Raw genomic sequence first — 18713 nt, 5'->3', positions numbered from 1 at the left:
AGGAGAAACCGGTGAGCTATTTTCCGGAGCAGGATTCGATCTATCGCCGGTGCGGGGACAACATCGAAGGCGCGCTGACCGCCGTCGCGGAGCGCTACATCGGCTCGGCCCCGAAGCATCCGCCCGTGTACCGGGTGTTCTGCGAGAACGGCTTCAAGCGGGGCGGCGACACCCGTTACGAGTTCGATTTGGCGGCAAAATGCGGACATGCGCGCGATCTGCAGTTCGTCTTCGTCTGGGGCAAGCTGTGGAGCGATCAGGAGGCGGACGGGAACTTCAGCGTCAGCTGCTTCGGTCCGCTGCATATTTTCGTCAACGGGGAACCGGCGTTCCGGTCGAACATTCAGCATGAGTCGTTCCCGGACCGCAAATATGGCGTCGGCGTCAAGCTGCGCCAAGGCTGGAACCATTTCGTGCTGCGTTTCATGAAGACGGCGGCCGGCTTCGGCGGCCGCTTCGGCTCCGGTTCCGCCAAACGGCCCGTCCATTTTCTTGCGCCTTCGCCGGAGCGGGAAGGGCAGGAGGGCTGGATCTTCAGCGAGCCGACGGACGCCGGAACGATTGACGTCTGGCCGGCGGAAGGCGTGGCGGAGCCGGCTACAGACGTGAGGTGGGGACCGAGCCCGGACTGGAACGAGACCGAACTCCGCAGCGGCCAGCTGGCGAGAATGTTCGGCACGGTACCGGGACGGTTCGCGTACGGGCGGGCGAAGCTGCGCGTAACCTCCGCGCGGAGCCGGACGATAACGCTTCGGGGCGAAGCGGCCGGTTCGATTGCGATCTATGTGAACGGCGACCGCGTCTATTCGCGCAAAGCGATTGCGGGAGGCGATGCGGCTGCAGGCGGTGACGGGCCGACTGCCGTTCCGTTCGATTGTCCGGTTACGCTTTCATACGGCGATCATGAGCTAATCGTCGAATCCGAGTGCCCCCCGGCAGGCGGATGGGGGTTTTGTCTGGTGGCGGAGACGGGCGAGGAGGGAGACGGCAGTACCGGCGGCGGTATCCGGATTATTCCGGCGCAGCTCGTAGAGGGCGCTGACCGGGACGATCCTTGGATGTATGCCGGACCGTTTGGCGGCTTCGACGCCGAGCGGCTGCAGCAGCTTCGCAGCATGCATGCACCGTTTGCCGGCGCCGACGGCGAGATCTACTGGCGGGTCGACCGGCCCGGCTGCCAGATCCGCGCCTACCTGGAAAATCCGCTGTACGGCCACTGGAATTATCCTCTCGGCGTTACGCTTTACGGCCTGCTGCAAACCGGGCTCGAGCTCGGCCGGGACGATTACGTCGACTATACGGCCGACCATATCCGGCTGGCGACTTCGAATGACCGGTACGCGCTGTGGGACCGGGAGCGGTACGGGGCGGCCGGCATCAATCCGCTGCTCTCGGCAATCGACAGCCTCGACGACTGCGGCTCCTTCGGCGCAACGACATTGGCGGCGATGAAGGTGCGCGAGCTGGAAGGAGCCAGGGCAGCGGTCGACCGGATCGCGCTGTACATCCGCTTCGAGCAGGACCGGCAGCCGGACGGCGCGCTGTACCGGGAGCACGGCAGCGTGGAGTTTATGAAGGATACGATGTGGTGCGACAATTTGTACATGAGCACGCCGTTCATGATCCGGTACTACGAGCTGACGGGAGATACGGCGTATTTGGACGATGCGGCTTCGCAGTTTTTGCTTTACAGGAAATATTTGTTTATGGAAGGAACGAAAGTCATGTCCCATGTGTACGATTTCAAATATGACCATCCGAACGGGGTGCCGTGGGGGAGGGGGAACGGCTGGGTGCTGTTCTCGCTTGCGGAGCTGCTGACCGTAATTCCGGAGCGGCATGCGAAGCAGCCCGAGCTGCTTTCGTTCTTCCGGGAGCTGTGCGAGGGTTACTTGAGGCTGCAGGGCGTGAACGGGCTGTGGCATCAGGTGCTGAACATCCCCGAATCGTACGAGGAATCGTCCTGCACATCGATGTTTGTCTACGCGTTTGCCATGGGCGTCCGCTGCGGCTGGCTGTCCGAGCCCGAGCCTTATATCGCGGCGGTCGGCAAAGGCTGGGAAGGGCTGACGCGCATCTCGATCGACAAGCAGGGCAACGTGTTCGGGGTTTGCCGGGGGTCCGGTTATTCCTTCTCGCCGTTGTACTACAAGGACGAGCTGTCCTGGAATCTGAACGATACCCACGGGATCGGGATCGTGCTGCTGGCCGGGGTCGAAACGTTACGGATGCGGCGGCATTTGGCGGCCATGCAGCGTCAGGAAACGGCGGCGGGATAGCGCGGTTTTTCAAAAAGCCATGCTAAAGCAGGCGGCGTTACGGAGGAGCGGTTATCCGGAGTTGATCCGGATCGCCGCTTTTTATTTTTGGCGGCACGACTAAGTTTACATAATAATAATTACGTTAGCTTTGGTATTTTCGGTCACTGGCTATGTCTTTCCCGCCGCTGGAATCGCGTACCGAAACGTTTGCGACTCATAATAAAAATTAATGCAGTTAATTATTCAGGTGATTAATTCCTCTCCTAACCTTGCTGATGGGATCTCTTTCCTGCTCATGATAAGTCTGTTAAGACACAATGAAGATCTATTTATCACGTTCTCGGGTGCAGCGTAGGCGTGCTTTACTGTGTTTAATGCTTGCGATGAGAACCGACTCCCCGACGAATTAAATGACGTTATTTGCCTGGAACACGGAGACCGAGACAACGGCGTTTTCCTTGCCACTTTCGAGCACTATACCGGGAGAACTCCCGAATTCGCGATTTACCGAAGCATGGACCAGGGAAAGACCTGGTCACTTTACTCCAGCGTAAAGGATACGGTAAACGGCTGGGGACTGCGTTATCAGCCGTACCTTTATGAATTGCCGGTGGACGTCGGTGAGATGCGTGCCGGTACGATTCTCGCTGCGGGCAATTCGATCCCGGTAAACTAAAAGCATATCCAAAACAAAGAAAGTGAAAAGGTAATCTCCCAAGTAATGAACTTCAGTGGGAAGTATTAATCCTGATATCTAGGATAGCGCAGCGCATCACTTTAATAAGTTACTACTGGCCGAGCTACAATAAGGGATATTATTGAAGCTTAACGGCTACCGCACTGCGGCTCGGTACCGCCGAGACGGAGTCGATCTTGAAACGGTTTACTAGAGTAATACCTATAAGTATTATTCTTCCAGTGATTTTAGAGATTCAATATACCCGTTTTTTAATGCGTAATTGACTAGATCTGCCCTGGATTCCAATTGCAATCTTCTCATGATATTGGAACGGTGTGTCTCGACTGTTTTTACGCTAATAAATAATTTGCTGGAGATTTCTTTGTTTGTAAAACCATTCGCAAGAAAAATCAACACTTCCGTTTCTCTAGGAGATAGGGCATCAAACAACCCGGCATTTCTGGACTTTTTCAATATTCGCTTTCGAACTTCATCGGGTAACCGACTCGGAAGGTAAGGTGAACGTAAATTTCCGGTTCGAAGGGCTTCTATAATTTCTTGACTATCGTCATGTTTAAATATAATCCCCTCAACGCCGACCGCCATCATTTTTTCGATGTGGGCATTGTCATCGAACATGGTTAACATGATCAGGCGTATTTGAGGATGCAATTCACGAATATGCCTGGCAGCGGTAACGCCATCCAGTCCACTCGGCATGTGTACATCCATTAACATAGCATCGGGATTTAACCGTTCCGCCAAAAGGACAGCTTCTTCCCCGGATGATCCTTCTCCGATAACCTTGAAATCGGACTCCTCATCGAAAATAAGACGTAACCCTTTTCGAACCAGCGGGTGATCATCAATAATGACCAGCTTTTTCTTATTCAACCGAATTCCTCCTTAAGCATGCTGATCTTGGCGCTCAAAGGATTTGGAAATTGAAGCTCCACTTTTGTACCTTGATTGCATGAAGAATGAATAGTGAGTTGACCATTTAGTGCTGCCGCACGTTCTTTCATATTTTTTAGCCCGTAACCGGGGGACTCTAGTATCAATTCGGTATCGAACCCAATTCCGTTATCTTCTATTTTCACAAAACATTTCTGATCGCAAGAAAGAGAAATACGGATTCGGGAGGGGTCTCCGTGCAGAATGGCATTATGCAGAGCCTCCTGTACGACTCTGTAAACATGTACGGTATTTCGGCTTAATTCATCTTGTATCCAATCGGAGTCAATATGGATTTCGATCACGCGATGATCGGTTTTCATCTGATCTGCAAGCGTTTGAATCGCTGCCGTCAGTCCCAAATCGTATAGAACGGCCGGGTATAATGCCCGCGACATCGCCCTTACTTCTTCGGCACAAAGTTTTACTTGCTGCTTAATTTCATCAATTTTAATGTTTTGATTTGAGGAATGAGTTCTAAGATGATCGAGGCTTAGGCTGATGCCGTATAACGTTTGAGAAATGCCGTCATGAAGTTCCTGCGAGATTCTTTTCCTTTCTTCTTCCTGAACCTCCAACGTTCGTTGATTTAATTGCGTACGTCTCTCCAATTCTTTCGATTGGCGTTCAACTGTGACATCTCGAATGGTGATAACCATATCCCGATTTGGTGAATCATGAGATGCCGATAAAAATGTTCGACTCATTCCCACGGATACAAACGCTCCCATTTTTGTCGGAAGATCCGATTCGAAATAGCTTTGCTCCGGCTGGCTGGCAAGAAAGCATCGTTCTTCTCCAGGGGGGACAAGTCTGTTTTGACAGTATGTACAATAGGGGATAACATCTCCCAGCTCCCACCCGGTAATTCGGGTTGCTGAAGGGTTGATAAAGACAATGATCCTGTTTTGATCCATCACGATAATTCCATCGTTCAAGAAATTAAATAACTCCCGAAGTCTTCGAGTATCGTGGTCAAGTGCACCAGACATGGTCATAACCTCCCGCCGGAATTATAGCGTACTACATATCCGCTACGAAACGAATCAGGAATTTCCCCGATTTCTTCGTTTCTCTTTTCATCATACACTTTCATCATGAAAGGGGGGAAATCATTGTCAGCAATGCAGGTGGTTCTAGCCGTTTTATCCGGCATCACGGTAGGGTTTACGTTGGGATTGCTCGGCGGCGGTGGATCCATACTGGCCGTTCCTTTGCTGCTGTATGTTGTGGGCGTTCGGAATCCGCATATCGTAATCGGCAGTACCGCTCTCGCGGTGGCGATTAACGCCTACATGAATTTGATCCTGCACGCAAAAAAGAAACATGTGAAGTGGAAAATTGCCGTTTCTTTCGCACTTCCGGGTACATTTGGCGCATATGGAGGATCTATCATCGGAAAGCTGGTACCTGCCAAGCAGCTTTTATTTTTGTTCGCGGTGTTGATGATCGTTCTTGCACTTCGAATGATCATGCCGAAGAAAGGAGCAGGGGAAAAAAACTTATCCAGTTCCTCGTCCCTCAACCTTGTATTCGTAATTGCGGTAGGTATATTAGTCGGTTTTCTCTCCGGTTTTTTCGGCATTGGTGGCGGTTTCCTTATTGTTCCCGGGCTCATGTATTCTGCAGGTTTGCCGATTGTTGAAGCGATTGGGACATCCTTGTTCTCGGTCGGAACATTCGGGTTAACGACCGCCGTCAGCTACAGTATTTCAGGATTGGTCAACTGGTGGATCGCGATCGAGTATATCGCAGGAGGGATCGTCGGAGGACTGATCGGCACTGCTTTAGCATCCAGGTGGAGCGAAAAACGAAAAACATTGCAGTACATCTTTACCGGTGTCGTATTGGTTGTTGCCGTTTATATGCTGATTCTGAACGCACAGGCCTTGCATTTATAATCAGGACAGTTCCGTTGAATTTGCCTTTTACAAATTAAGGGAAAGGGTGAGTATACATGCATTTCAAAATCATCATCGTTGGCGGGGGATCCGGCGGGATCAGCGTGGCAGCCCGATTGCTGCGCGAAGCCCGGCATTTATCCGGTCAAATTCTTATCCTCGATCCATCCGGTAAACATTATTATCAACCGCTCTGGACATTGGTCGGCGGCGGGGCAGTCCGTCGGGAGATTTCTGAACGCGAAGAATCTTCTGTGATCCCGGAGGGGGCCGTCTGGTTCCAAGAGGCCGTTCAATTGTTTAATCCGGAAGAAAATAAGGTGACGACTTCTTTCGGAAAGACGATTTCATATGATTATCTGGTTGTTGCCGCAGGCATTCAAATTGACTGGCATAAAATCAAAGGTTTAAAAGAGTTTATCGGAAAAGATGGCGTATGCAGCAACTATTCGTACGATTACGTGAACAGCACGTGGGAAAGCGTGCGCAATTTCAAGGGCGGAAATGCCATTTTTACCGCCCCTAATACGGTCGTGAAATGCGGTGGTGCCCCGCAAAAAATAATGTACCTTGCAGATGACTTTTTCCGTAAAGCGAACGTTCGCGATAAGGCGAAAGTGATGTTTTTTTCGGGCGGCGCGAAAATTTTCGGTGTGGAAAAGTATGCTGCCTCCTTAAATAAAGTCATCGAGCGCAAAGAGATTGAAACCCGTTTTAAACATCATTTGATTGAAATTCGGGGTTCCGAAAAAATTGCAGTGTTCGAGCATTTGGATACGAAGCAGCTTATTGAGATGCCCTATGACATGATTCACGTTGTTCCCCCTATGAGCTCGCCTGATTTTATTAAATCGAGCGCTCTGGCCAATACGGAGGGTTGGGTCGATGTCGACCCATATACATTGCAGCATAATCGCTTTTCAAATGTATTTGGAATAGGCGATTGTGCAGGCTTGCCGACTTCGAAAACAGGAGCGGCCATTCGTAAACAGGCTCCCGTTGTCGCAAAAAACCTTCTGAGTATAATCCGTAGCGGGGCTGTTGCGAATAAATATAACGGATATACATCATGTCCCCTCGTGACGGGCTACGGTCGCCTCATTTTGGCGGAATTTGATTATAGCAACGAACCGAGCGAGACATTTCCGTTTGATCAAGGAAAAGAAAGATGGAGTATGTATTTGTTGAAAAAGGAACTGCTCCCGATTATGTATTGGAATGGAATGCTTAAAGGTTTGATGTGATTTTCGGAATAGGCAGGAGGGTATTTGATGTCGGAGAATCAAAACTTGAACCCGAATCATCCGCTCGAGGAAGCTTTATCCAAACCTGAAATGATATCCAATATCGTAACTGTATTTGAGAAGCTTCCCGATCTGTTGAAAATGTTCGATTCCATCGATCGTACGCTGACATTTATTCATGAAATTATGAAGGATAAAGAATCACTGAACCAATCGCTTGACAATTTTAAAGGGGAATTTCCCAATGTGCACTTCAGCCGGGAAACGCTTGAATCTGCGCTTATCCTCCTGGATAAGCTGCCGAAATTCACAAGATATGTGCAAGTCATAGAACCTATATTTGATATGCTTGATTCTGTCGTTGCGGATAAACAATCCCTTGAGTATTTAATAAACAGTGCGAAAGTGGCAATAGAGCCCTGGAGTTCGAAAGTACGGGATGGAGTTTCCTTGATCAAAGATATCCAATTCAGGGCGACGAGTCATACAAAGCCCTTTACGTTATTTTCGATGTTAAAGCTTTTAAAAGATCCTTCCGTGCAGAAAGGATTTCATTTATTTAGCGCCTTCCTGGAAGTTATGGGAGAACGCACGGGCTCAGGACCATACGGAAATGCTTCAACGGTGGCGGATTAAGATTTTGAATTGGAGTGATTCGAATGTTCTTGAAATATTTTTATGACGAAAAATTAGCCCAGGCTTCCTATCTTGTCGGTTGTCTGGCTTCTGGTAAAGCAATTGTGATCGATCCGTCCCGCGATATCAAACCTTATATCGATACTGCGGCAAAGGAAGGGTTATCTATCGTTGCGGCAGCGGAGACGCATATCCATGCCGATTTTATCTCTGGTGCGAGAGAATTGGCGGTTCAAGCTGGGGCGAAGCTTTATCTATCTGATGAAGGGGGAGAGGGCTGGAAATATCAGTCTATAGACCATTATCACTCCCAAAAGCTGAAGGACGGCGATAAATTCAGTATTGGAAATGTTGGCTTTGAAGTTATGCATACACCAGGACATACACCTGAGCACATCTCGTTTTTATTTACTGATGGGCAAGCGGTAGCGCCGTTCGGTATTTTTACGGGCGATTTTGTCTTCGTCGGTGACGTAGGGCGTCCGGATTTGCTTGAGAAAGCAGCGGGCGAACGAGGGACATCGGAGGAATTGGCCAGACAAATGTTTCGATCCTTAACCAAATTCAAAGAACTTCCCGATTTTATGCAGGTGCTGCCGGCACATGGTGCAGGGAGTGCGTGCGGGAAGGCGCTGGGAGCTGTACCGTCAAGTACGGTCGGATATGAGAAACGGTTAAATTGGGCACTCCAGTATTGCGACGAGGAGGAGTTTGTTAACCAGTTATTGTCGGGTTTGCCGGAAGCGCCTAAGTATTTTGCGATGATGAAAAAGTTTAATAAGGATGGCACCGCTCTACTTTCCCAAGTGGAACAGCCGGTAAGGGCACCTATTGACGCGGAAGCAGTTTCGAACTGGGTAAAAGAGGGGATCGTTGTGGATACGCGCCCTTCCAATCGATTTGCTGAACAGTACATTACCGGAACGATTAATATTCCATGGAATAAGTCATTTGTTAATTGGGCCGGTTGGCTGCTTTCATACGACCTGCCCATTTATGTATTAGCGCAAGAAGAACATATTCCTGCGATTGCTCGCTCTCTCCAGTCCATCGGACTGGATCAGTTGGCAGCAACCATGAATCCAAGCGTGGTCGGTATTGCGGGGCAGGACGGTCAAGCATACGATAATGTCACCATTCAAGAGGCGAACGAATCCATTCAACTCGGAGAGATATACGTGTTGGATGTTCGAAATGACAATGAATGGGTAAACGGACATCTGCCAGAAGCTCATCATATCATGCTTGGACGGCTGCCGGAGCGTTTAGATGATTTGCCGACTGATAAACCTATTTTGGTTTATTGCAAGAGCGGTGGAAGGTCCGCAATCGCTGCAAGTATTCTTTCGGCTAATGGCGTCAAAAAGGTTTTGAACCTGCTTGGCGGATACGACGAATGGTCGAAAAGAAATCAGGATTTCCAAGTACATTGATTCTGCCATACATCGAGAAGCAGAGTATCTATACTAGACCAAACGCGATGTAATCAAGGAGGACATACCAGGTTCCGATCCGGAACGTGATAAGATGATTAGTGAAGTTATTTCCAAGATGAAAAATGAACGCACTGTGAAGGCTCGCCAATAAAGGCGAGCCTTTTGTATAGATATGTAAAACGGTCGGAGCCGATCCCGGCTTCTTCAGAAAAAGAAAACTAACTCAGAACCTGTTACATCTGGTTAAAAAAATTTATAAATTGAAACTACAATTATTGCACTCCTCTCTCCGCAAAAACATCCATGGGAGGTGATATCACGTCTGGACTCTAACAGCGCCTATTCGTTCGGAGCTACTACAATTTCTTTAACTTCACGAACAAGGCTCAAAATTCAACACTGACTACTGCAGCAATTTCTGAACATTAAAAGGGTAGAGATAAATGAATTTTTTGCATGGCTTTTTGCTTGGCCTCATCCGAAACATGCGTATAGATCTGAGTTGTTGAAATGTCCTCATGTCCCAAAAGTTCCTGTACGGTTCTCAAATCTGCTCCGTTTCGAAGTAGATAAGTTGCAAAGGAATGTCGGAGCTTATGCGCCGACAACTTTAGGCCTTTCAGCTGAGGGAACTCTTTGATTAAGGCTGTAAACATATTGTCTGTGATAGTTTGTACCATTCTTTTACTCATCCGCCGGCCAAACTGAGAGATGAAAAAGGCGAGTTCATCCTTTTTGTTTTTTGGTCTTATACGGCTCTCCAGATATTTCTCCAGTAAATCGCACAAGTCCTTAGGGATTGGGATGTACCGCCACTTTTCCCCTTTTCCGAGCACACCTAGCAGCGAAGCATTTGGGTTAAAATCGACTCTATTCAATTTTACAATCTCACTAACCCTTAACCCGGCATATCCCATGAGGGCAATAATTGTAATATTTCGTAATTGGTATTTCCCATTGACAAGCTGTGTACATGCATCGAGATAGTTTTTTTCAAGGTAAGTGGGAACACGGTTTTTTGCTACTTTCGCCTTTGGAATATCCAATGCGGGATTAACCGGAGTTACATTAAACTCTTTAAGGACATTAAAGAATAATCGTATAGCAGATTGACTTCGATTTCGATATCCAGGCCCTGTATTACGTTCGCGAAGAGTAGAAAGGTAATTCATCACATCAATCTTGTCTACTAAGGCAATGGTTTTACCGTCCAAGCTGGTTAGGAAATGCTTCAGATCATGAAGATATCCTTTTTGGGTCTCAACTGAATATCCGCGGTCTTTTAAGTAGCTTAAAAAAAGCCTTATTTCACGCTCGTACATTTCCATTTGTTCTATCATAGCTCTACCTCATAGTGAAAATATCCATCTAAACTAAAGTTACATTAAATCCATATTTAATGCAATTTTGTGTTAGTGGTTTATAACAATAACAAGCATGCTAGGGAACAGCCCGTCGTATATCGGCATGTGGCTGCGGGAGCTGAAAGACGATCAGGAATCTATCTTTTTGTAGTGAATTTTTCGAAGTAGTCCAGCCTATAATGGATGGGAGAAGTGATGCCTCAGTCCAAGGCACGGGTATTTCAACCGGTATATCTAGTGTGACAATTCTGCGAGGAATGGTGTTTTTATGAGGAAAGTAACTCTGAATGTAAAAGAAGTTTCAGACATTCTAAGGGATCGCGTCATATTCCATGAAGATGTATTGGATAGGTGCATCAAATATAATTGTTTACCGAAAGTCTGCTATTCCACATCAATTGGATGGCGAATATTATCCTTATAATCATCCACATAAAGATGGCCGTTGCTGCCTTTTACGGCATAGAATACGTCCTCTAACTTTTTGCCGCGTGCCTTCAGTTGGGACAGCAGCCAGGTTTCGGAAATATGGTTGGCTTTTAAAGTGTCATTCAAAAGCTGCCCGTCGATTACAAGCTCAATTGGGAACTGTTTGTCATTACCTGTATTCAACTGTAGATCCTTTAATGTCACGGCTTGCAGTTCCTTTTTCTTTTGTACAGATAGTTTACCGTTAATCTCAAGGAGAGCGTACTCCACATCTTCTATATTAAAAATCTCTCTCTGGCGAAGCTGTTCGTTTAAAGAATCCATTGTCATATTATTTTTTTTCATGTTGTCTTCCAGAATTACCCCGCCTTCTATGAGAACGGTTGGTGCTCCTTCTGTCCACATCTTAAATTTTCGGAATTTCAAAAAAAGCTTGGATAAGATGTATGAAGTAATTGTAAAGACAGAGAGAGCTATCAATAGGTGGGCAACTTCTATTTTTTCATTAAATGCAAAGTTGGCTGCTGTAGCTCCCAATATGACTGCTGTTACGAAATCAACAAAGTTCATGTTGGAGAGGGTTTGCTTTCCTAGCGTTCTCGCAATTACCATTAGAATTATGAATGATAAAAAACTTCTAATCAAAATAATGAGATGGTCCTTCATACAACTCCCCCCAAAAGTAGGATAATAATTGAATTTCAATATGTAGGTTTCCCATTACACATGAATGATATACCAGTGGGAATAATGCATAAATGTTTAAGAATAAATAAGGTTATCCTGCGAAATCGGAGGTTGTATTATGACCCAAGAAAGAACAACGTTTCGGTCGGGAATGGACGAACCGCGTTTCGGCAATGTGGTATGTTGGATTTGACGCTTACAGAGAGAACAGAACAGCCGCTTTCCGTGATCGGAAAGCGGCTGTTTATTGTTGATCGGAAGTGGCCGAGATGACCGTTTTTTAACCTTGCTTAAATAACGATTTTCTTCTTCTGAGCGTGAATAACCACTGTGTCAATGAGCCTAACGACAACAAAGTCAAAAACAGAAATGCCAGCCATCCCACTAAAGGAATATTGATACCTGCCGAAATGAATAATGCGCCGGCAGTGAGTCGGATCCACTCGGTTGGAATTAGGCTCTCCTTTAACAATCCGCCGAGCTGATAACTCAAAATCGTCAGCCCCATCACCATAGCGGCCGCAAGGATCGCTGCAACAACGATAAGCAAGGGGATACCGATCAGCGTTACGACACAGAGCACGCTGAACGCGGCGAGAATGACGCCGCTCACGGCCCCCAAATATAAGCGTCTCCTCCAAGGCAATTCGGCTTGCCGCCTGATCGCATCTGCAGCTCTTCGGCCTCCGATGAAACGAACCGTGATGGGAATGAGGAGCAGAAGCAAGCTGCCTGCAAGCTCTACGGCCCATACACCCGCCGCCAATCCGCCTCCAGTAAATAGACTGTTCTGCGTTGCGGTATCGAGCGAAAAATGATAAATATCATCGCCAAGCGCGGAACCGGGATCCTGACTGATCCGGCCTCCGATCACGACGACAACCCCGTCGACTCGCGCGGTGCTTGCAAGATGAAGGCTGCCGTTTATTACGACGACGGCCCCCGTTGCGTGCCCCGAAATTTCGGCATCGTTGCCGATCACATATACGTCATCGATCGTTTGTCCTTCTGGAACGGTTGTTTGCTGGTGCTCAAATAGGCTGTTGGCGGACGCCTCCCCCGGCCTGTATAGAAGGACAGCCAGCATAAGAAGACCAAACCATGCAAAGGCTCTGTTCATTCCCACACCTCCCTTCATGCCGCTGTCGACTGCAGCAACCGCCGAAGTGAGAGGATGGAGACTGAAAGGAGGATCAGCGAAAGTATAATCGCCGCGCCTGCCAGCATCGGGGTATCGGCTACCATACGGGAACCGGCAAACAGCAGCACCCTTCCGATCACGACAATTCCGCCCATCAAACGTACAATTACAGGTCCGGTCAGATAAGCGAGCAGTGCCATCGTTGTCGCCGCAAGAATCGGAACAAGCAGCAAGGCCTTTCCGATCAGTCTCGATTTTTCCTCGCGAGCAATAGATTGTGTCACGCGACTTTCCAGGTTGGGAGGAACCATGTTCGACATCATGGCTATCGAAACCGTTTGCTTTAGGTTCATCATGTCGTTCAGCAGTGAAAGACATGCCGAACAGTCAGCCAAATGCACCTCAACCTCGTCTTTCTCCTTCGCTGTGAGCTCTCCATCAAGATAAGCCGATAATTGTTCCTCGGGGTGCATCGTTACTCCCCCTCTCCTTTGTCTAACAGCTTTCGAAGCGACATCCTTGCGGTGAACAGCCGGGATTTTACCGTTCCGATCGGGATCCCTGTCAATTTGGCGATTTCGTCATATCGGAAGCCTTGTACGTCATGCAGAAGAACGGTCTCTCGGTGTTCGATGGAAAGCCGCCCCAAAGCCTCTTCGATCGACATTTTCACAGCCGGGTCCGCGGCGGACGTATCGGGTACCGTCTCATCCGGCATATCACCGGTCTCGAAGCGTTTCATACGCTGCCGCAGCTTGTCTTTGCAATGATTGGTGACGATTTGCATCAGCCAGCCGAAGAATGCGTGTGCGTCGTCAAGCTTTCCCATCGCAAAATAAGCCTTGGTGAATGCTTCTTGAGCCGCATCTTCCGCATCCATCCGGTCGCCCAGCATGCCTGCGGCATAGCGGTATACATGTCCTTTAAAACGCGTTACCAGCTTGGCGAAAGCGTCTTGGTCGCCGCGTCTTGCAAGTTCGATGATTCCGCGCAGCTCCTCGTCCACCACACTTGTTCAACTCCTGCCGGTAAAGAAGCTACTCTTAGTATGGCATATTGTGTCACCGTTCAAAAGTCCATCGCAGATCAGATGTTTGAACAATCCTTATAGCATAGGCCTTACGGCAAAACAATAAACGATTTTTATTGGGTATTACTCTTAAATTTTCGTAAAATCTCAAGCAACAGCACATGCAAACTGAGCCATGCCCCACCGAACACGTACCCGGCAAATACATCGCTCGGATACTGCACCTTGAAATAAATGCGGCTGACGCCCACAGCCAGACAAACGAAAATCACGCCGAAGACGATAGGTACGCGGATAAGCCGGTACCGGTAATGCCGGAGCAGCAAATAAGCCGAGAATCCGCATACTGTCAGTGAAATCAACGATTCCTTGCTGGGGAACGTGTCGAACAGTCTTACACCAGCCGAAACAGGACCAGGACGATGGAACAAAAGCCGCAGTCCCTCGTTGAATAACTCGCCCCCGGCAATTACCCAGGCCAGAAAAAATAGATCGAGCTTCCGCTCCCGGCTGTGCAGCAGAATCCATACTGCCGCGAGCACAAACACAAGGACGTATAGCTTGGGGGTCCCAAGTGTGGCGAAGCTGTTCATTCGGCTTTGCCATTCAGGACCAAAGGCAACCGATACCAAATAAAAAGTGATTTCGTCGAATTGTCCGTACTCATGCGCCAGAAAATCTTGAATCACACCAAGCATGAGAGAGAAAAAAAGAACGAATACTGCAAACGAGGCCAGCAGCAAAAAACGGACCTTACCAAACGAGTTGAACCGGTAAACACCCTGTGTTAACAACCGCAGTAAGCTCTCCGCCGCGCGCCTTTTATATTTACGGATTAGATAGATAATCACCGTAAGCAAAGCCGAGGCGACGGCGAATACCAGCATGTAGCGGTTTACAGTCGAATGATACTGCTCCCATTTCGGGCCTAGTACTTTGCCCAGTGAAATGAACAAACTCACCCAAAAGAATGCACCCGAATAGGCGTAAAGCGCGTAACGGCCGTAGGGCATCCGCGTGATGCCGCAGAAGTATCCCGTGACATGCCGGACACCCGGAATAAAATAAGCGATGAACAGCAGTTTCTCGCCGTATTTTTCGAACCAACCGGTCAACTTGTCCATTCGTTCTTCCGTAAAATGGACCCGTCTCCCATATCGCGTAATAAAGGGGCGCCCAAGACGGTATCCGATCGCGTACGATAATGTCACGCCGGTCAATGCGCCTGCGCCTGCCGATACGATACTGAGTAACCAGTTCAGCTTCGCTTCATAAACGAATAAGCCGGTATAACTCATCATCATTTCACCAGGTAGCGGCAGGGCAAGCATTTCGAGTGTGAGGAACAAAAAAATGAGGATGTATCCGTAATGCTCAAGAAGAGTCGCAAATAGATTCATGATGGTGACCCCCAGTTACAAGAAAGGCGGGCCGAGTCTTCCGATCCGCCTTGTTTTTTCGTTCGTTTAACCAGAAACACCATGCTCAGGAATGTTTTGTGCCCGGCTGCTCTTCCGGTTTAACGCTTCATACAGGATGGGTATGACGACAAGGCTATTAAGCGTCGAGGTCACCATACCCCCGATAACCACAACACCAAGAATTCTGGAAATGACTGTACCGTCATCCCCGGATAACCCAAGCGGAATAAGCGTCAGTACAGTTGTAGCCGCCGTCATGAAGATCGGGCGCACCCGAGACAGGGTGCCCTGCATGACTGCGCCGCGCAGGCTCAGCCCCTCACGACGGTTTCGCTCAATCTTATCGATGAGTACGATACCATTCGTAACAACGATGCCGATTAACATGAGCGCTCCGATGAGCGCGGCCAGATTCCACTGACCGTGCACGGCATAAAGCGCGAGCACGATGCCGGATAACGCTAGCGGAATGCTGACGAGGACGGCAAGCGGAGCGCGCCAGCCGCGGAACACTAAGCTCGTAATAAGCAGTACAAGCAGAATCGAGACCGCGACCGCGATCGCCATTTCGACGATCATCTGAGTTACCTGCTGCGTGATACCGCCAAGGGAGTAATTGACACCACTCGGCAATGCTATGGTTTTTAGCGTATGGTTTACGGCTTTGGAAACGCCGCTCACGTCATTCGAGATAATGCGTGCCGATACGACCGTATAAGGCTCCCCGTCGCGTTCTTGAATCGTGGAGACGGCTTCACTATGGCGGATCGTTCCGAGCTGGTCCAAACGATAGCTTGAGCCGCCTGTTCCTTTTACTGTTTCTGCAGCAAACGAGGCAAGTACCTGCTCCGGCGTATAAGCGGGCAAGCTCTCATCTCCGTTCATAAGTCCCGACTTTATCGGATCTATATAGACGTCGACCGAAATTGCACCTGCAGCAGTCGAAACCGGAATGTCAAAGTCTTTTCCTTTTGCCAAATAACGAGTTATCAACTTATAAATATCATCTGTTTTTACGCCGGCTTTTACTACTTTTTCTCGATCAAGGGTAATCGTGAATTTCGGATTGCCGCTTGTTAAATCTGTTTTGCCTGCGACGTTAAGGCCGGTAATACCGGAAAGTTTGGCGCGAACAACGGACGCTGCTTTATCAAGCGTAGCTGCATCCGCACCGCTCAACATGACATTGATCGTTGAATCGTCGCCTGCAATATTTTGGTTCGTTACCGTTACGGCCGCCGGACCCTTTTGTTTCGTCAGTTTCGCCTGCAAAATCGGAATATAGTCGTTTACGTTTTTTTTGTTCTTCAGTGAAACCGACAGGTTCGCGATGTTGGGCTGCTGGATATAACCGCCGCCTTGATCGAATACGTCGTCGGCCTGCGGCGTAAACGACGAGCCGATTGTGGCAGAGAACGAGGCAACCTGAGGATCTTGCCGGAGCACTTGTTCCACACTTTGAACCGCTTGATCCACTGCGGGCAGCGGAGTTCCTTTCGGCAGCTCCAATTGAATGGCCACTTGACCGCTTGCAGTGCTTGGCAGCAGGCTGAACGGAAGCCGTGAAGCGAGAAATGCCGCAGTTATGAATACGATCAGCGATACAGCGAGCACGATTTTTCGGTGTTTTAACGCGGCTGTCAGGAAAGGCTTCACGATAGGCTCGAGCGTCACAGCCTTACTGCCGGGCTTGTGCCAGCCCATATAAGCGAAGGCCGGAATCACGAGCATTGCTACAAGAAATGAAACAGTAAGCGCTATGACAACCGACCAAGCGAAACCGGAATACGAAGCGCCAATAATGCCTCCAACCAATGCGATCGGCACGTAGACGGCAATCGTCGTCGCCGTAGAGCCTAAGATAGCCGGTAGCATTTCGACGACAGATGATGCCAAAACATGCAGCGAGGATTGCTCTCCTTTTTCTTGTATCCGGCGATACATATTATCCAGAATAACAATGGCGTCATCGACTATCCGGCCCATCGCAACAATGAGGCCGGACACCGTTAATATATTCAGTGTAACGCCCATGCTTTTTAAGATCGCTGTTGTCGCAAGCAAAGAGACAGGAAGCGATACGGCGACCAGCAGCGTCGAACGGACGTTTCGAAAAAAGAATAGGACGCAGAGCATGGAAAATAAACAGCCTAAAAGCCCTTCGCGGACCAGCCCCATTAATGATGCATTCAGGTCATGCGCGCGATCCGCCGTAAGTGTCATAGAGACATTTCCGTTTTTGACATCGGGCAGCGCGGCTACACGTGCTTTAACGTTCGCCGCTACGTCCGTGATGCTGGCGCCCGGCGTCTTGATGACGTTGATCAGGACGCTGGCTTTGCCGTCCGTACGCGATACGGTCTTGACGTCGGTTAGTGAACGGGATACCGATGCGACCGCCGAGAGCGGGACTTGCTGACCGAATTTGTTTTTGATAAGAAGATTGTTCAATTCCTTTTCCGTCAGATCCCAGCCCTCAATCCGTACTGGAAAGGAGGATTTGACGTTCGACATATACCCTTGCAAAGACGAGGTCTGTGCCGCAATCGATGTATTGAAATCATCCATCGTCATACCGGCTGCCGTTAGGTCCTTTGTTCGGATCAAGACGACGTAGCCTTCGCTTGCGCCGCCGACCGTTTGCACATCCGCGACACCCGGGACGGATTTCAGCAGATTAACGATGCGGCTTTGGACCGTTGATTGCAGCGTTATATCATCGACTGCCGCAGTCTTGGCCATCAGGCTGTAGCTGAGAATTGGAAAGGTGCTAATCGTCAGCCGGGTAACGGACGGCTTATTGACATCGCCCGGCAATTCGGCATCATTAATTGCCATCCGGATATCTTGTTCGGCCTTGGCCATGTTATAATTCATGGGATAGTACACATTCATGAGCAAGCCGCCGTCATAGGATGTCGTATCGAGGTTGACGATTCCATCTGTTCTCCGGATTACTTCTTCAAGCGGCATAGTGAGCTCGCGCTTTACTTGATCCGCTTGATACGATGATGCCCGAAGCGATACCATCAGTGTTGTATTGTTGATACCCGGTAAATAATCGCGCTGCATCTGAAGGGCAGAAATTGCACCCCAAGCAAGCAGAAGTGCGACGATGATTGTGAGGACCGGCGCCCGCCGTATGAACGATTCGATAAATCGTTGCATAAATTTATTCTCTCCTCTCCTAATACAGAAAAGGACTTGGTTAGGCGGGCGAATGTTCATTGCAAATAATAATTTTTTCAGCATATATCCGGTATAGATGTAATCAAGGGGAAAAACCTGTAGTAGGGGACAGTCAAGTTATCGGGGACAATATGACTGTATTAAAATTGGGGAAAAGGCAGTAGCTTGGGTTTCAGGTCCGAAACCGGCCGACGCCTCTTAATCCGTTCAACTGCAGGATAGTGTGATATGCCCCCCAAATAGTAGACAAGTGAAATAGTAAAACCTACAGCTGGGAACGGAAGCTAAACAAGCGAAAACCCACCGCGTAAGGTTGGCCGCCTAACGGTGGGTTTCGCTTA

Annotated in this window: 14 protein-coding genes; 5 read left to right on the top strand and 9 right to left on the bottom strand. The window is 48.8% G+C overall.

Translation table 11 applies throughout. The features are described 5' to 3' along the window. The first annotated feature begins 11 nt into the window (after window positions 1-11). Window positions 12-2279 carry a glycoside hydrolase family 88/105 protein gene (locus tag PD282_RS14425; protein ID WP_274651363.1) on the top strand — a complete coding sequence of 756 codons (2268 nt, stop codon included), beginning with the start codon at window positions 12-14 and terminating at the stop codon, window positions 2277-2279. Between the two features lie 889 nt (window positions 2280-3168). Here PD282_RS14425 and PD282_RS14420 read toward each other — a convergent pair. Continuing rightward, window positions 3169-3834, bottom strand: coding sequence for a response regulator transcription factor (locus PD282_RS14420; RefSeq protein WP_274651362.1), 666 nt, complete (start codon window positions 3832-3834; stop codon window positions 3169-3171). Next, entirely contained in the window at window positions 3831-4886 is a 1056-nt protein-coding gene (locus tag PD282_RS14415; RefSeq protein ID WP_274651361.1) for a sensor histidine kinase, read from the bottom strand. Before PD282_RS14415 ends, PD282_RS14420 begins: the two co-directional genes overlap by 4 nt. A gap of 132 nt (window positions 4887-5018) precedes the next feature. On the opposite strand from PD282_RS14415, the gene PD282_RS14410 reads away from it, so the two are divergent. The 4 genes from PD282_RS14410 to PD282_RS14395 are packed head-to-tail and all read left to right on the top strand — an operon-like array spanning window position 5019 to window position 9108. Next, on the top strand, window positions 5019-5795 hold the full coding sequence (locus PD282_RS14410; protein WP_274655227.1) for a sulfite exporter TauE/SafE family protein: 777 nt from the start codon (window positions 5019-5021) through the stop codon (window positions 5793-5795). Window positions 5796-5851: 56 nt separating this feature from the next. Next, window positions 5852-7039: an NAD(P)/FAD-dependent oxidoreductase gene (locus PD282_RS14405; protein ID WP_274651360.1), complete on the top strand. Its 1188-nt coding sequence runs from the start codon at window positions 5852-5854 to the stop codon at window positions 7037-7039. Window positions 7040-7066: 27 nt separating this feature from the next. Then, the gene (locus PD282_RS14400) at window positions 7067-7675 is read left to right on the top strand and encodes a DUF1641 domain-containing protein (RefSeq protein WP_274651359.1); all 609 of its coding nucleotides are present in this window, start codon (window positions 7067-7069) and stop codon (window positions 7673-7675) included. 23 nt (window positions 7676-7698) lie between these two features. Next, on the top strand, window positions 7699-9108 hold the full coding sequence (locus PD282_RS14395) for an MBL fold metallo-hydrolase (protein WP_274651358.1): 1410 nt from the start codon (window positions 7699-7701) through the stop codon (window positions 9106-9108). Window positions 9109-9536: 428 nt separating this feature from the next. Here the strand turns inward: PD282_RS14395 and PD282_RS14390 are convergent, their stop codons facing one another. The 7 genes from PD282_RS14390 to PD282_RS14360 all read right to left on the bottom strand — a co-directional run bounded on the left by PD282_RS14390 (window position 9537) and on the right by PD282_RS14360 (window position 18351). Next, window positions 9537-10451 carry a tyrosine-type recombinase/integrase gene (locus PD282_RS14390; protein WP_274651357.1) on the bottom strand — a complete coding sequence of 305 codons (915 nt, stop codon included), beginning with the start codon at window positions 10449-10451 and terminating at the stop codon, window positions 9537-9539. A gap of 408 nt (window positions 10452-10859) precedes the next feature. Beyond that, a complete protein-coding gene (locus PD282_RS14385; RefSeq protein ID WP_274651356.1) occupies window positions 10860-11570 on the bottom strand; it encodes a DUF421 domain-containing protein in 711 nt (236 codons plus the stop codon). 301 nt (window positions 11571-11871) lie between these two features. Then, window positions 11872-12711: a hypothetical protein gene (locus tag PD282_RS14380; RefSeq protein WP_274651355.1), complete on the bottom strand. Its 840-nt coding sequence runs from the start codon at window positions 12709-12711 to the stop codon at window positions 11872-11874. A gap of 14 nt (window positions 12712-12725) precedes the next feature. Then, a complete protein-coding gene (locus PD282_RS14375; RefSeq protein WP_274651354.1) occupies window positions 12726-13205 on the bottom strand; it encodes an anti-sigma factor family protein in 480 nt (159 codons plus the stop codon). Between the two features lie 2 nt (window positions 13206-13207). Beyond that, the gene (locus tag PD282_RS14370; protein WP_274651353.1) at window positions 13208-13741 is read right to left on the bottom strand and encodes an RNA polymerase sigma factor; all 534 of its coding nucleotides are present in this window, start codon (window positions 13739-13741) and stop codon (window positions 13208-13210) included. A 134-nt stretch (window positions 13742-13875) separates the two neighbouring features. Beyond that, entirely contained in the window at window positions 13876-15162 is a 1287-nt protein-coding gene (locus PD282_RS14365; RefSeq protein WP_274651352.1) for a bifunctional DedA family/phosphatase PAP2 family protein, read from the bottom strand. 66 nt (window positions 15163-15228) lie between these two features. Beyond that, the gene (locus PD282_RS14360; RefSeq protein ID WP_274651351.1) at window positions 15229-18351 is read right to left on the bottom strand and encodes an efflux RND transporter permease subunit; all 3123 of its coding nucleotides are present in this window, start codon (window positions 18349-18351) and stop codon (window positions 15229-15231) included. Window positions 18352-18713 lie beyond the last annotated feature (362 nt).

Origin of the sequence: Paenibacillus humicola (genome assembly GCF_028826105.1) — a bacterium.
GTDB lineage: Bacteria > Bacillota > Bacilli > Paenibacillales > Paenibacillaceae > Paenibacillus_Z > Paenibacillus_Z humicola.
This window is presented reverse-complemented; position numbering and strand designations above follow the sequence as displayed.

Coding starts and splice junctions, on each gene's coding strand:
- PD282_RS14415 (WP_274651361.1), bottom strand. CDS start 4,886: ATGTCTGGTGCACTTGACCACGATACTCGAAGACTTCGGGAGTTATTT.
- PD282_RS14410 (WP_274655227.1), top strand. CDS start 5,019: ATGCAGGTGGTTCTAGCCGTTTTATCCGGCATCACGGTAGGGTTTACG.
- PD282_RS14405 (WP_274651360.1), top strand. CDS start 5,852: ATGCATTTCAAAATCATCATCGTTGGCGGGGGATCCGGCGGGATCAGC.
- PD282_RS14400 (WP_274651359.1), top strand. CDS start 7,067: ATGTCGGAGAATCAAAACTTGAACCCGAATCATCCGCTCGAGGAAGCT.
- PD282_RS14395 (WP_274651358.1), top strand. CDS start 7,699: ATGTTCTTGAAATATTTTTATGACGAAAAATTAGCCCAGGCTTCCTAT.
- PD282_RS14390 (WP_274651357.1), bottom strand. CDS start 10,451: ATGATAGAACAAATGGAAATGTACGAGCGTGAAATAAGGCTTTTTTTA.
- PD282_RS14385 (WP_274651356.1), bottom strand. CDS start 11,570: ATGAAGGACCATCTCATTATTTTGATTAGAAGTTTTTTATCATTCATA.
- PD282_RS14380 (WP_274651355.1), bottom strand. CDS start 12,711: ATGAACAGAGCCTTTGCATGGTTTGGTCTTCTTATGCTGGCTGTCCTT.
- PD282_RS14375 (WP_274651354.1), bottom strand. CDS start 13,205: ATGCACCCCGAGGAACAATTATCGGCTTATCTTGATGGAGAGCTCACA.
- PD282_RS14365 (WP_274651352.1), bottom strand. CDS start 15,162: ATGAATCTATTTGCGACTCTTCTTGAGCATTACGGATACATCCTCATT.
- PD282_RS14360 (WP_274651351.1), bottom strand. CDS start 18,351: ATGCAACGATTTATCGAATCGTTCATACGGCGGGCGCCGGTCCTCACA.